This is a genomic window from Rothia nasimurium (assembly GCF_928381705.1).
Taxonomy (GTDB): Bacteria; Actinomycetota; Actinomycetes; order Actinomycetales; family Micrococcaceae; genus Rothia; species Rothia nasimurium_G.
The window spans coordinates 116,350-130,481 of the sequence record NZ_CAKMSR010000009.1 but is presented as its reverse complement, the minus strand read 5'-3'; the positions used below and the strand labels follow the sequence as shown (position 1 = coordinate 130,481).

11 protein-coding genes are annotated in these 14,132 nt (G+C 56.3%); 10 read left to right on the top strand and 1 reads right to left on the bottom strand.

The features are described 5' to 3' along the window. Positions 1 to 785 precede the first annotated feature (785 nt). From L6762_RS08865 to L6762_RS08845, 5 genes are all read left to right on the top strand, one after another. Positions 786 to 1,838: an AAA family ATPase gene (locus L6762_RS08865; protein ID WP_237186895.1), complete on the top strand. Its 1,053-nt coding sequence runs from the start codon at positions 786 to 788 to the stop codon at positions 1,836 to 1,838. 604 nt (positions 1,839 to 2,442) lie between these two features. Beyond that, complete coding sequence (locus L6762_RS08860; protein ID WP_237186894.1) at positions 2,443 to 2,682, top strand: hypothetical protein; 240 nt, start codon at positions 2,443 to 2,445, stop codon at positions 2,680 to 2,682. A 1,605-nt stretch (positions 2,683 to 4,287) separates the two neighbouring features. Further along, a complete protein-coding gene (locus L6762_RS08855) occupies positions 4,288 to 4,818 on the top strand; it encodes a DUF2335 domain-containing protein (RefSeq protein ID WP_237186893.1) in 531 nt (176 codons plus the stop codon). Positions 4,819 to 5,716: 898 nt separating this feature from the next. Beyond that, positions 5,717 to 6,601 carry a hypothetical protein gene (locus L6762_RS08850; RefSeq protein ID WP_237186892.1) on the top strand — a complete coding sequence of 295 codons (885 nt, stop codon included), beginning with the start codon at positions 5,717 to 5,719 and terminating at the stop codon, positions 6,599 to 6,601. Between the two features lie 372 nt (positions 6,602 to 6,973). Further along, complete coding sequence (locus L6762_RS08845; protein WP_237186891.1) at positions 6,974 to 8,938, top strand: S8 family serine peptidase; 1,965 nt, start codon at positions 6,974 to 6,976, stop codon at positions 8,936 to 8,938. Here L6762_RS08845 and L6762_RS08840 read toward each other — a convergent pair. Beyond that, on the bottom strand, positions 8,935 to 9,357 hold the full coding sequence (locus tag L6762_RS08840; protein WP_237186890.1) for a M23 family metallopeptidase: 423 nt from the start codon (positions 9,355 to 9,357) through the stop codon (positions 8,935 to 8,937). The genes L6762_RS08845 and L6762_RS08840 overlap by 4 nt on opposite strands. Positions 9,358 to 9,990: 633 nt before the next feature. Here L6762_RS08840 and rpsB point away from each other — a divergent pair. The 5 genes from rpsB to L6762_RS08815 all read left to right on the top strand — a co-directional run bounded on the left by rpsB (position 9,991) and on the right by L6762_RS08815 (position 14,127). Beyond that, entirely contained in the window at positions 9,991 to 10,800 is an 810-nt protein-coding gene (gene rpsB / locus L6762_RS08835; RefSeq protein WP_185173307.1) for a 30S ribosomal protein S2, read from the top strand. Between the two features lie 123 nt (positions 10,801 to 10,923). After that, positions 10,924 to 11,754: a translation elongation factor Ts gene (gene tsf, locus L6762_RS08830; protein WP_237186889.1), complete on the top strand. Its 831-nt coding sequence runs from the start codon at positions 10,924 to 10,926 to the stop codon at positions 11,752 to 11,754. 141 nt (positions 11,755 to 11,895) lie between these two features. Further along, positions 11,896 to 12,636 carry a UMP kinase gene (pyrH, locus tag L6762_RS08825; RefSeq protein ID WP_237186888.1) on the top strand — a complete coding sequence of 247 codons (741 nt, stop codon included), beginning with the start codon at positions 11,896 to 11,898 and terminating at the stop codon, positions 12,634 to 12,636. 81 nt (positions 12,637 to 12,717) lie between these two features. Continuing rightward, complete coding sequence (gene frr, locus L6762_RS08820; protein WP_185173305.1) at positions 12,718 to 13,275, top strand: ribosome recycling factor; 558 nt, start codon at positions 12,718 to 12,720, stop codon at positions 13,273 to 13,275. A 6-nt stretch (positions 13,276 to 13,281) separates the two neighbouring features. Then, positions 13,282 to 14,127, top strand: coding sequence for a phosphatidate cytidylyltransferase (locus L6762_RS08815; RefSeq protein WP_237186887.1), 846 nt, complete (start codon positions 13,282 to 13,284; stop codon positions 14,125 to 14,127). Positions 14,128 to 14,132: the final 5 nt, after the last annotated feature.

Genomic DNA, 14,132 nt, shown 5'->3' with positions numbered 1-14,132 from the left:
CGTCTTGGGTTGCTTGGTGGAATGCTGGTCGGTTGCATCAGAGTCTTGGTTATCGGACTCCGCAGGAGGTGGTTGATGGTGCTTTAGTGGTCTTATAATTGTCGGAACTAAAGCCAGTACATATCAGACTCCGCAGGAGGTGGTTGATGGTGCTTTAGTGGTCTTATAATTGTCGGAACTAAAGCCAGTACATATCACATAGCGCGGGCCGGGTACAGATACATCTTGCAGCATGCCACCCGCAACCGTGAACGCTTCCAAGAGTTCTTAGAGGCCACCCGCAAACTAGGGGCGCAACCGTGAGTCAGAAGCAAACCCCCACAGACCAGGACTACAAGCACCTACTCGACCCCTCCAAGCACATCACCGCTACCGGGGGCATCGTGGCTCTATGCGGTTACATCTGGCCTGAGGAACCTAACGAGCTCAGCACGGCTGAGATGTTGCGCCAACTGGGGAAAATGCCAACCTGCGAAAGCTGCAGCGTCATTGTGCATACCCCCGTTTCAGGGGGGTGCCCATACCTAACATTATCTACCAGAGCCATGAGCTCCAAGACCTCGATACGGCTCTAGGCGCAGAGCTTCAACGCCGGGTATGTGGCCGGGTACGCGGTAGGTCAGCAGCAAGAGCGGATGCACTAGCACCTGCACTTATAAGACTACGTTGCCCAGTTGTCCCGCTTTGATGAAACCATGGCGGCTGGGGGGGCCGTTCAGTCCTCGGATTGATGCACCAAAGCGGCTCAGGAATGAGGATCTCGATTATCTGAGGGGTGCTGCTTCTTGACTGAAACCATGCCAGAGGCGACACCTCACCCACTGGATACCATGTTCACCGCTCACGAGGTGTTATCAACGACCTACCCGCCTATTGGGTCCACTGTCCCCGGCCTCATTCATGAGGGGCTGACATTGCTTGTTGCGGCCCCGAAGATTTGTAAGTCTTGGTTTGTCCTGGGTCTTGCTGTAGCATGCGTGACCGGTGGGTATACGCTGGGCTCTGTCAGGGTTGAGCAGCGCCCGGTGCTGTACCTGGCCCTTGAAGATGGGCACCGGCGTTTGAAATCACGGCTGAATAAGCTGGGAATTTATGAGCCTGCACCTGAGTACTACAAGTTCTGTCTGGTCGTAGATTTGGGACCCTCAATTGTTCAAATGATGATTGGTGAGTTCCTGAAGGAGCACGGGGCTCAGAAGCCCCTCATTATCCTTGACACCCTGGGCCGAGCCCGTGGGGTGCATGCCGGTAATGATGCCTACGGCAAGGACTACAACGACGTGCCCCGCCTTAAGCGGTGCGTGGACGAGTACCCCGGCTCTTCTCTGATTGTTGTTCACCATACCAATAACAGGGGAGGGGGCGAGGACTTTCTAGGGGCTATCAGTGGTACTCAGGGTTTGGCCGGTGCGGCTGACTCAACCCTTGTTATCAGGCGTGATCGTGGCCAGGGCCAAGCGCGGCTGCAGGTAATGAGCCGTGAGGTGCAAGAGGGTGAGTACGCTATCCGTTTTGATAACGGGCAGTGGTTCTTGATGGGCGCCACTTTGGAAGAGGCTGTCGCTGCAGCTATCCAGAGCGGGCAAGTTGGAGCCCTGGGGGACGTGCAAACAAGGATCTTGGAGCACTTCAATAAGTACCCAGAGCCTCAGAGCACTGATCATGCTGCCAGTGCTCTAAATGAGGACAAGGTGGGTCATTATCTCAGGCGATTGAATGAGAGTGGCAAGCTGCAACGTTCTAGGCGCGGTAAATTCGCGATTCTGCCTGAGCCGGCGCTGGTTAACCCTATGCAAAACAGTGTCCGAAACCCAGACTACAAAATGACCCCGTTGTGACTAGGCAAAAAGACACAACAGACACCAACCTACAAAGAAAGACAGGAACCAAAATGGAAATGACTACCAACCCCCGCCCCGAACAATTCCCCCCTCATGCGAGAAGCTACCGAGAAAGTCGCCCTACTCTCAGGGATTATGCCCCGGCCCTAAAAATTGAGGGCATCGAGGCTAACTCAGAACAGCTCTACATCACTGCCGCCCCCGCACAAGATGCCCTGGCCGCCCTACTGTCAAGGACGTTGAGGCAACCCGCCAGCACCTTAGGGACATGCCCTAGCAGACGCCAGGCACCGCCAGGCACCGCCAGGCAGGAGATAGAGCCCGTAACAGTATCACCAACAAGGCCAAAGAATCGATACTGGTTGAGGACTTCCCTGTTCTGCTGGATTACTTCAACACCAACTTGCCTGCAGTAAAGGACGGGTTCAACTAGAACGCTAAAACCCTTAACGAGAATTGGGTCCTGCCTACTGATGAACAGGCCCCGGCCTTTGATAGTGCAATCAGCCTAGCGATTACCGGTGTTGAGCTGCTGGATCTGCTGCGTTTGCGTTTTGAGTACCGGCTCCCCAAGCACACGTACCCTTTCACCACCGGGGCTATGCGCCCACCCTTTGACTACGTAGCGGCAAACATACTTGATACCCGCCCCGCGCACTCTAAGCTGATTGACTCCATGAACGAGCGACCCAAACCGGGGCAGACGGTTAAGCTGCATTGGAAGAATGAACGTGAGTTCGAGACTGAACGCAAGGCATACGAGGCCATGAATAAGGCTGTTGGTGATGACATCGAGCAGGACATTGCGGTGTACGAGTATTGGCTCTCTAAGAAGAAGTAGCCTCTGTTGCCGGCCCTGTTAAATGGCGGGGGCCGGTGTTAAAATTGAGGTGGTAAATAGGTTCACGGGTTGCACCCCGAACCGGTGCGACACGTTCATACTTACGGGTTGGCAAGCGGCCCCTTAGTCTGAACGACTAAGGGGCCGCTTTTCTATGGCCTCAAAGGTGCTAGGCTGTTAGGCATGGGGCATGCCAAACCCAACCCGCCTTAATGACAGGTGATACCCGATGATCTCCACCCGCTTGCACCTACTGTCACACCGATTTACCCCCCTCTCAGGCCGCCTACTGTAGCCGGTGGTGTTTCTAGCAAGGCAAGCCAGAAGCTAAACGCCTGGCCGTCTTGCAAAAGCGGCTACGGGGACAGGCTTTGACTCAATGCACTTTGAACCATTACCGCGCCATTAAAGCCACTCTAGAGGGTTATCAGGTGGCGAACCTGCAGTACCTTAACCGCGCTCATGCTGGGGCTTCTGCGGAGCCTGTGGCTGCTTAGGTTGGGGTGTATGCCCTCTCCTGGCACCTGAAAAAACTAAACCCAGCCCACAGCCTGCCCTGTAGTTTGTTGGCCGTTCTGTGTTGCTGGGTAAAGGGTGTCGATATTATCGACATAGCTTGAGCCTAGGGGGTACCCCATTGCCTTGCTGCTGCTGCCCTTACCGCCTGTGCATGGTGCCCAGGCTTTTGTACGGGTTACAGCACTGCCGGGTAGCTGCCTCTCCTGAGTGGAGGGCGCACCTGACCTCGACAATACTGGCACCATTAGCCCTCTGCTCTGCAACTCAACACCTCCAAACTAGAGGTTTTGAAACCGGCAGATTACCGGCTTTGAACTTCTCAAAGGGGGTCAATAATGCTTACCCCCTCTTATGTAGCCAAAGATCCCCTGTAATCCCGCCTCATTTCGTAATGGCATTGACGGCGCCAGCAGAGTGATTATGGCTCTGGGCACCGGCTCAAGGATTTTCCCAATCCCGAAAAAAGTAGTGCTGCGTCTTGATCACCACCTCATATCCACGACGCCGCGAAAAAGGCTCTGACCTGCTAATTCCCCAACCGGTGTAAACCACCGCGCTATCTGTGTAGTAATCTGCCCAGCCGTGTCCATCTATCAGAACTGCTAGTAGGTACGCGTCTAGCGCGTACCCCTGCCAGTGCTACGCAAAAGTGCGTACCCCTGAGACCACTTACCTGAACGAGTAAAAAGTGCCCCACCAAAGCAAAGCCCTGCTGACTACTTGCACAACAGGAAAGTTAATCAACTTCATACTAGTTTCACAGAGTATTTTTCACATAATGTTATCGAACTCTAGTACTATGAAGTAATAGGTTATAGAAGTTTTGGCTTCTTGTACCCGTTACTCAAAAGGAAGAACAATGACAGTCACCCTACATACCTCCAAGCACGCTAGAGTAGTATTGCGGTCGATAGCCGGGGTCTTTGATTTGTCCGGAAAAACGACAGATAGATTTTACCGATCTGCCGTAACAGGTCGATACGTCGCTCCCAAAACTGGTATTTCCAGGGACTGGAAGAACGTTGGTAACGACCTGCGTAAAGCTATATCTCAGGCCGAAGCTAAACAACTCCTCAAATAAGTCTTATGCCACCTCAAGGTAAATCCTCTCTCAGTCCTACTCACGAAACTGCAGATAGTAGCGTTGTCTCTGAAAATATTTTTGAACAACCTACGTTAGACGGCCAGATCGATCCTTCTAACACTTCTCGACTAATGTCAGCAACATATGCGCAGTACACTTCTGGGCCGCTCCCAAGTGCTGCAGAACTAGAGCGATATAAACAGGTAGATAGCAATTTGCCTGGCAAAATAGTCGAGATGGCCGTTAAGGAGCAGCAGCACCGTCATGCCCTGGAAACCCAGGAAGCAAACTTTCGAGAAACTGCTATTACCACAGAGCAGAACAATAGATTTGTAGTAACTAAAACTGGGCAACGTTTCGGATTGTTTGCAGTTTTGGCTGTGTTGGGTTGTGCTATATTAGCTTTGTGCCTAGGCCATCCGACAGCTGCAGCAACGATTACTGGCTTGAACTTAGCCGCCGTCGTTTCAGCTTTTTTGCTTGGCAGTAAAGCTGCCCCTTCAGAGAGTGTAGCTGAGAATAATGATGAGTAGCTAAAGGAACTGTCAAGCAAGGTCGAATGACTGGAGAGTAAATTCAGAGTTATCTTCTGCGCTCCGGTCATGAGCATGGTGACGTTATTTGCTTCTCAACATGTCGTGACGGGATGGTTGGGTTTGCGCAATGATTAGCGTGTGCAATGGGATTACGCTCTTTGCTGACTTTATGTTTGCACGATTTGGAACCAATGCACTTTGGTAGCAAGTTGCAAGCCTGTATTTAACCACTATGAACCGGCGATGGAAGCCGCATGTCAGCACAGGGTGTACCTTCATAAAGTCACCTGTTTACCGGAAAGTAGACCTCATGGAAGGAGCCTCTGTGCACCTGCTATCAATGTCGGCTTAGTGGAGGCTTGACCCCATGGAAACCCTCGACCTGTGGAAACATGCAACCGGGGAGTCCAGCGCCGTCTATGCCCTGGTGCTAGGGGAGGAATATGCCCGTTGACTGACACCGATCTTTACGCCACCCAACGAAAACAGAGATATATAGGCGAATTTTCCCGAATGGTCTAATGGTGGAAATATAGTGTTTCAGCTAGTCAAGCGCATATATAGAAGCATAGATAAACATTGGCGAAACCCTGTATCTCTAATCCCTTGGTCGCGGGTTCAAGCCCCGCAGGCCCTACAGAACAAGCCCTTCCTTTCTTCCAACAGAAAGGAAGGGCTTTTTGTTACCCGGCTCGGAACCGTCAGCTCCTTCTAGAGCTGAGCTGGGGCGTCCTCACTCCTTCTCCCTCACACAACCTTTTCAAAGCGTGGACGACACGCCCCGTTCACCGGCTATTCTCACGCAGTTCTCGCGCTCTTACCGGCCGGGTGCTACATTTGCTGAGGAAAGTTTTTACTTTCTATCACTCGCATCCCATCTACATCAGAGGAAACTATGTCTTTTTCCCTCAAGCGCGCCACCGCACCCGTCCTTGCCACCGGTCTGCTGGCTAGCTCCCTGCTCGCTGCTGGTACTACCAGTGCTCAGGCAGCCACTAACACCACCCAGTTCGCGACCTACACCTCAGAAGCTGGTGTGAGCTCCAACTACCACGTCTACGCAGAGAACATCGACTGGGCCCAGCCCGTAGGCGTTGTCTTCTACCTCGACGGGGACTACTGGTTCACCAACCAGTCCAAGGTTCATTCCCCCAATAACTCACAGTTGCTCGGTATGGCCGAGGTAGCGAATGAGCGCAACATGATTTTCGTGCCCGTTATCTCGCCCGATAAGGACGCAAGCGGTAACGGCATCACCTGGTGGCAGTCCATGGACGCCAACGGCGATTGGTTCCGCTCTTTTGCCAGCTCCTTCATCGCTGAAGCAGGCATGGATTCCTCCAACGTCTGGACCATCGGCCACTCCGGCGGCGCTGAAATCACCGGCTTTGAACTGCTGGCTGACAGCCAGGACGCCTGGCGCACCGGCGGCGGCTCCGTGATGGTCGGTGGCGGTAACAGTAACGGCATGCAGACCCTGCCCTCAGAGGCCGCCCAGGGCTTCTCCTTGCAGTGGTACATCGGTTCTGAGGACAGCATGGGTGCCACCTGGCCTATTGCCTGGTCAGCCTACGGGGCAGCAGAAAACGGCCACAACGTCTACGCAGCTGCCGGTTTCAACAACGTAGACTTCACCGTGCTACCTGGCATCCAGCACCACAACTACGACTTCCCCGTGATTCTGGAAGAGGCCCTCGACAAGGTTGAACCCAAGCTTATCGGCGGTATTGGCGCCTACTACTACGCCCAGGGTGCTGCCGATGCCTTGGCGAGCCGGTAGCTAATGAATACAGCATTGAAGGTGGCGCCCAGCAGCTCTTCCGTGCCGCTGACGGCACTGAGACCCTGCTGGTCTGGTCAGCTGAGACCGGCATTGTTACTCCGGTAGCCTACGTGCGCTCATAGCGGGGCCCCTTAACTACTTCTTCATACCGTATGCTGTGTAGAAACACACACATTTGAGGGAGTAGTTATGGCCCGTTCACCATTTTTGCAGTCCGTTGCAGGCACCTGTTCCCTGGTGCTTGCAGCGGGTTTTTTATTCGCGACCCAACCCACTGTGGCCCAGGCAGCACCGCCTTAGGGTGCGGGTGGCGACACCGCATTCCAGGGGCAGGTCAGCGGTGGCCCGTCCGCTGGCCCCGCAGGTGAGATGAGCACCCGCTACCAGCCGACAGCTGAGCCAGATACCGACCGTCTGGTGGTGAAATTTAAGGACGGGGTAGACGGTCACGAACAGGCCCAGATTCTGAATGAGGTCGCTGACGCCACTGCGGCCGTAGATACCGCAGCGGTCTCCCACGAGGCAGTTGAGCAGGCTCAGGTTGTAGATCTTCAGGAGATGATTGACCCGGTCGAGCAGGCTCAGGTTGTTGACTTACTCGAAGCTCAACCAGATGTTGAATATGCTGAACCTGATCTCATCATCACAACCGGCCAGGCCGCTACGCCCCGTAACCCGCCTAACGACCCCTACTTTGCTAGTCACCAGTGGAATATGCGAGCTATCGACGCGCCCGGTGCCTGGCGATACGCTACCGGCGAGGGCATCATCATCGGTATCGCTGATACCGGGCAGACCTGGCACCCCGAACTAGCTGCAAAGACTTTACCCGGTTATGACTTTGTCTCGGCTGACCAGAGCCGGGACGGTAATGGCTGGGACCCTAACCCCAACGATGAAGGCGACTGGGGGCCTCAGGTTCCCCGTTCTATGTGGCACGGAACCCACGTAGCTGGTATCGCTGCCGCCGCAACCGATAACGGGGCAGGAGTAGCCGGTGTAGCCCCTAATGCGCGAATCCAGCATTCCCGCATTATGGGCGTCAACGGACGCGCCTACACTTCTGACCAGGCTGCGGGAATTGCCTGGAGTGCAGGCGTGCCCGTACCCGGAGCACCTGCTAACCCCACACCGGCTCACGTCGTTAACTACTCCGAGGGCTTCTACTCGGCAACCTGCCCCAGGGTCCTGCAGGACGCCATCGACGCAGCTCATGCACGGAACGTTCCGGTAGTTGCGGCGGCAGGTAACTTTGGTGCAAACGCAGTTGGTACCTCACCCGCTAACTGCCTGGGAGCTATCGTGGTCGGTGCAACCGCTAACGGCAATGTGATGACAGGTTACTCCAACTGGGGGCCCATGCTTGATGTGCTGGCTCCCGGTGGTGCGGTAGGGTCAGATATCTGGTCAACCGTTAACACCGGCGCCTATACACAGGTCGGGCCCGGCTACGGTCCGCTCAACGGCACCTCAATGGCTGCCCCTCACGTGAGTGGCATTATCGCCATGATGAAGGAACGCAACCCGAACCTGACCGTAGAGCAGATTCGCACCATTCTTAAGGACACAGGATCAAACGTCAACGGGTACCGTTTTGTTAACGCTCCCCGTGCAGTTTCAGCTGTTGCAGATACCCGCGGTTTCCCGCTGATTGGTGCTATCGGAGCCTACTACTACGCCCACGGGGCAGCCGCTACTTTTGGAACGCCGACGAGTGCTGAGTTTCCCCTGCGTGATGGGGGAGCGGGGCAGAACTTCTCGCGTAATTTCACTATCTACTGGACTGCCCGCACCGGGGCCTACCCCGTGAACTTCTCGGGAGGTATCGGGGCAAGATACCGAGCCGGTGGCTACGAGAACGGGTATGGGTACCCGCTCTTTGCAGAGACTGCTATCACCGGTGGCGCGATGCAGAAGTTTGCTCTTGCTGACGGGCGTCGATTTGCCTTCTACTGGACACCTCGACACCATCGAACCCAGGTGGTGTGGGAGGCCGGTGCTATTGGCGGCCGGTTTACAGCAGCAGGTGGAACTGCCCGCTATGGCTTCCCCGATACCGATGAGCAAGCTGTTCCTGGCGGTGGTGCCCAGCAGCGCTTTACGACCCCTTCAGGTGCAGGCACCTTGTTCGTATGGTCACCTACCACGGGTGCTAAGACACTGGTGGCAGATGGCGGAATCTACTGGTACTGGGTCAATAACGGCTATACATCATCGCTGGGTTTCCCCACTACCGATGAGGTTTCCCATCCCGATGGGTCAGTGACGGTGAGCTTCACCAAGGGCGCGGTTGTGCGGTGGACCGCCGAAGGCGGGGTACAGCGTATCCGCTAGGCCGCAAAATCATCGCCGATAGGTAACAGCACGCTGGGGTCTTCAAGCCCTAGCAGGAGCAGGGGGTTCGTGTAATCGAGCCCCCTGCGTGCTGTTTCAGAGCCCGGGGCAGGTTCCCTCACACCCCAGTGCAGGCAAAAGCTCGGGGCACAGTGCTGAACCTCAGAATCTAGCTGGGCGATGGCGTCCCCTGCCTGCACCCGGCTACCTACCGGTAGGGGGTTCATGACAGGCTCAAAGGACGACCGCCGCCCATCCGGGTGCTCAAGGGTAAGCACTTGCCGGTCAACTACGGTTCCAGCAAAAACTACCTTCCCCTCATAAGGGGCAAGGACGTGCCCACCCGCTTCCAGCGCAAGGTCAACGCCGCGGTGCCCGGCAGCCCAGCGGGCAGCCGGTTTCTCAAAACCCCGAACCACGGTAAGCTGCCCCTCCACCGGGGCCTGCCAGGGCGGCGTCCGCCCCGCAAAAGCTAGCGGGGTTACTACCCCTACTAAAAGCAGGGCACAACAAACCCCCAGAAACCTCACAAGCCTTCTAGAGAGCAATACAAGAAAAGACACGATAAACCCCTTTCGGTCGGAGCCCGCCCCTTACCCCAGGTGGCGCCAACCGTAGGTTGTCTCCATCTTTACCACTGGAAACCTGCCACCACAAGAGCTGAAAACCCGCTGATTAAAACCAAAATATGCGGTATAGTTGTTGATTGCAGTTTGCCCCTGTGCCTGCCCAAAAACGGGTAGAGCTAGGGCAAGGGGAATCCCTTTACATAGAGACCCCTCCTGAGTAAACCGTTCATGCGAGCTTCACCCAGGGTCTGACGTCGCGTAACGCGAAGCAACTAGCCTCTAGTTGATAAGGAACTTTCGGTCCGGCACATGCCGGTGAAGGTCTGAGACAGCTTCGTCACTCCAACGAAAAGGTCTGAGCGTTACCAGGGGAGCGGGTTCACGCCCACAGGCTCCACATGTAAACCGATAACTACTATGCGCGGAGCGGAGCTAGCCTGGAATCAGGGGCCCGCCCGGCACCCACACTAATAAGGAGACGACATGCCCGTCGTAACTATGCGCCAGCTTCTCGATTCAGGTGTCCACTTCGGTCACCAGACCCGCCGCTGGAACCCCAAGATGAAGCGCTTCATCCTCACCGAGCGCAACGGCATCTACATCATCGACCTGCAGCAGTCACTGGCCTTCATCGACCAGGCTTACGAAGCTGTTAAGGCAACCGTTGCTCACGGCGGCACCGTTCTGTTCGTTGGTACCAAGAAGCAGGCTCAGGAAGCCATCGCTGAGCAGGCTACCCGCGTGAACATGCCCTACGTCAACCACCGCTGGCTCGGTGGTATGCTCACCAACTTCGCCACCGTTTCAAAGCGCATCGAGCGCATGAAGGAACTCGAGCAGATCGACTTCGACGATGTCGCAGGCTCACAGTTCACCAAGAAGGAACTGCTGCTTCTGCGTCGCGAGCACGAGAAGCTCGAGAAGACCCTCGGTGGTATCCGTAACCTCACCAAGGCTCCCTCACTGATCTGGGTTGTTGACACCAAGAAGGAACACCTGGCTGTTGACGAAGCTCAGAAGCTGGGTATCCCCGTAGTTGCAATCCTCGACACCAACTGCGACCCTGACGAGGTTTCCTTCCCCATCCCCGGCAACGACGACGCAATCCGCTCCGTCAACCTGCTCACCCGCGTCATCGCGGACGCAGTTGCTGAAGGTCTGCTGGAACGCGAAAACAAGAAGGCCGGCAAGTCAGCTAACGCTTCCGAAGAGCCCATGGCTGAATGGGAGCGCGAACTGCTCGAGCAGCACGAAGCTGCTAAGGCAGAAGCACCCGCTGAAGAAGCTAAGTAAAGCCTCATAAGAGAAACGGCACCCGCCCACATTCGGTGGGTGCCGTTCTCACCTCTTCTGCCGAAGATACCGGCAGGAACCCAATAGATTTCCCTAATCTGTTCAAAATATAAGGAGTTCACCATGGCGAACTACACCGCAGCCGACATCAAGGCTCTGCGCGAAAAGACCGGCGCAGGCATGCTCGACGTCAAGAAGGCCCTCGACGAGGCCAACGGCGACCAGCAGAAGGCAATGGAAATCATCCGCGTTAAGGGCCTCAAGGGCGTCACCAAGCGCGAAGGCCGTGCAACCGCAGAAGGCCTCGTTGCTGCCCGCGTAGAAAACGGCGTCGGCTTCATGATCGAAGTTAACTCAGAAACCGACTTCGTTGCTAAGTCCGAGCCCTTCATCAAGTTCGGTAACGACGTTCTCGAAGCAGCAGTTGCCGCTAACGCTTCCACCCTGGAAGAACTCAAGGCAGCTTCTTACGAAGGTAAGACCGTTGACGAGCTCACCACCGAAGCAGGCGCCCTGCTCGGCGAAAAGATCGTTGTTCGCCGCGTAGCTCGCGTTGAGGGCGAGAACGTTGCAGTTTACCTGCACAAGACCTCCAAGGACCTGCCCGCACAGGTTGGCGTTCTGCTCGCAGTAGCTGGCGAGAACACCGACGAAGTTGCTCACGACGTAGCCGTTCACATCGCCGCTATGAGCCCCAAGTACCTCAACTCAGACTCCATCTCAGCTGAGGACATCGAGGCAGAGAAGCGCGTTGCTGAAGAAACCGCCCGCGGCGAAGGCAAGCCCGAGCAGATCATCCCCAAGATCGTTGAAGGCAAGCTCAAGGCTTTCTACAAGGAAAACACCCTGCTCGACCAGGACTTCGCTAAGGACTCCTCAAAGTCTGTAGCTGCAGTTCTCGAGGAGAACGGTGCAACCGCAACCGCTTTCGAGCGTTTCCGCGTCGGCGCCTAATACTCTTCAGGTGTGATTGAGCACCAAAAAAGCTCATAGCTCAGGGGAGCCCCGCACAGGGGCTCCCCTTTGCCGTATGCTAGAAACAAAGCGCGCAAGGGATGCCGCAAAAAAATTTTGACCTTTTTCAGGAGGGCCACCATGGCAGAGTCAACCCGAACCATCCACCGCGACGATACCGGCCGCCGCCGCGTCCTACTCAAGCTCTCCGGCGAGGTCTTCGGCGGCGGTGAAGTTGGTATCTCCACCGAGGTCGTCCGCGGTATCGCAGAACAGATCGCCTCAACCATCGGTCGGGTCGAAGTCGCAGTCGTCGTTGGTGGCGGCAACTTCTTCCGCGGAGCAGAGCTCTCAGAAGCCGGCATGGACCGCTCCCGCGCCGACAATATCGGCATGCTGGGCACCGTCATGAACTCTCTTGCCCTGCAGGACTTCCTGGAACAGGCCGGCATCGACACCCGCGTCCAGTCCGCCATCTCCATGCAGCAGGTCGCAGAAAACTACATCCCCCGCCGCGCCATCCGCCACATGCAAAAAGACCGCGTCGTCATCTTTGGCGCCGGTGCAGGTCTGCCCTACTTCTCCACCGATACCGTTTCGGCCCAGCGTGCCCTCGAAATCCACGCCGACGAGGTCCTCGTCGCCAAGAACGGCGTGGACGGCATCTACACCGCCGACCCCAACAAGGACCCCAACGCCGAGCGCCTCTACAAGCTCACCTACGATGAAGCCCTCAAGCGCAACATCCGCGTCATGGACCAGACCGCCTTCTCCCTCTGCAAGGACAACAACGTCACCATGCGCGTCTTCGGTATGCAGGGAGAGGGAAATGTGGCTCGCGCCATCCTCGGTGAGGAGATTGGCACTTTGGTTACTGCCTAAAAGCTCCAAGACCACTAGACTAGATAAAGACTACCTACACCGCGCCCACAGACGGGCACAACCCTAAAGGACTAACAACAGATGGTTGAAGAAACCCTGCTCGAAGCCGGCGAAAAGATGGACAAGTCCGTCGAGGCTCTCAAGAACGAATTTGCCTCAATCCGCACCGGACGCGCCAACCCCGCCCTCTTCGCAAACCTCACCGCAGACTACTACGGTGCCCCCACCCCCCTGCAGCAGCTGGCGTCCTTCCAGACCCCCGAAGCTCGCACCGTCCTGATCACCCCCTACGACAAGAGCGCCCTGGGTGCTATCGAAAAGGCAATCCGCGACTCAGACCTCGGTGCTAACCCCGCCAACGACGGCAACGTCGTGCGCGTTGTCATGCCCGAAATGACCGAAGAGCGCCGCAAGGAATACATCAAGATGGCCGGCCACAAGGCTGAAGAAGGCCGCGTTGCTGTGCGCAACACCCGCCGCCACGCCAAGACCGCTCTCGACAAGCTGGTCAAGGACGGCGAAATCGGTGAGGACGAGGGCGCACGCGGTGAAAAGGAACTCGATGCCCTGACCAAGAAGCACATCGACACCGTTGATGCGCTGCTGAAGTCCAAGGAAGCTGAACTGCTCGAGGTCTAAATCCGAATGACTGTTCAATCTCAAGAACAGCCGCCCCAGGCCTCTAAAGCCGGCAGGAACCTACCCGCCGCCATCACCGTCGGCCTCGTGCTGGGCGCGTTGCTGGCGGTGGGTTTGTTTTTCGTCCCTCTTATTCTTGTGCTCCTGGCGGCTGCTGCCGTGTCGGTGGGTACCTGGGAGGTCTGCCACGGGCTCAACCAGAAACGCGGCATGGGAATCCCCGTTATCCCCGCCGTTGCCACCGCGCTGATTATGCCTTTCGCCGCCTACTATGGCGGCGGCTCCTGGCTGATTTTTACCGTGGTCGCCTCGATTCTGGTGCTGATTGGCTGGCGTATCGTGGGGCACCGCGACGGCATGATTATGTCGATTATGGGCTCCATCTTCGTGATGTCCTGGGTGCCCTTCATGATTTCCCTGGCCCTGCTGCTCTACCGCGAAGAATCGGGCCCCGGCAAAGTGCTCATGATTCTGCTCATGGCTATCGGTAACGACACCTGGGGCTACATCGCCGGCGTGAAATGGGGCAAGACCCCTATGGCCCCCAAAATCTCCCCCAAGAAAACCTGGGAGGGTTTTGCCGGGTCAATGGTGGGCTCCATTATTGTGGGCATCATCTGTTCGCTCTTCATCGGCGACCCCTGGTGGTACGGTCTGATTGTGGCGGTCTTCTTGGTGATTGCCTCAACAGCGGGTGACCTGGGGGAGTCCATGGTCAAGCGTGAAATCGGCATTAAGGACATGTCGAATATTCTGCCCGGCCACGGTGGTGTGATGGACCGCCTGGATTCCATCGTGTTCGCTATCGCTATCGGTTACGTGATTTTCTCGGTGCTCTCAGCCCTCTTCTAGAGGCG

Coding starts and splice junctions, on each gene's coding strand:
- L6762_RS08860 (WP_237186894.1), top strand. CDS start 2,443: ATGCGCCCACCCTTTGACTACGTAGCGGCAAACATACTTGATACCCGC.
- L6762_RS08855 (WP_237186893.1), top strand. CDS start 4,288: ATGCCACCTCAAGGTAAATCCTCTCTCAGTCCTACTCACGAAACTGCA.
- L6762_RS08850 (WP_237186892.1), top strand. CDS start 5,717: ATGTCTTTTTCCCTCAAGCGCGCCACCGCACCCGTCCTTGCCACCGGT.
- L6762_RS08845 (WP_237186891.1), top strand. CDS start 6,974: ATGAGCACCCGCTACCAGCCGACAGCTGAGCCAGATACCGACCGTCTG.
- rpsB (WP_185173307.1), top strand. CDS start 9,991: ATGCCCGTCGTAACTATGCGCCAGCTTCTCGATTCAGGTGTCCACTTC.
- tsf (WP_237186889.1), top strand. CDS start 10,924: ATGGCGAACTACACCGCAGCCGACATCAAGGCTCTGCGCGAAAAGACC.
- pyrH (WP_237186888.1), top strand. CDS start 11,896: ATGGCAGAGTCAACCCGAACCATCCACCGCGACGATACCGGCCGCCGC.
- frr (WP_185173305.1), top strand. CDS start 12,718: ATGGTTGAAGAAACCCTGCTCGAAGCCGGCGAAAAGATGGACAAGTCC.
- L6762_RS08815 (WP_237186887.1), top strand. CDS start 13,282: ATGACTGTTCAATCTCAAGAACAGCCGCCCCAGGCCTCTAAAGCCGGC.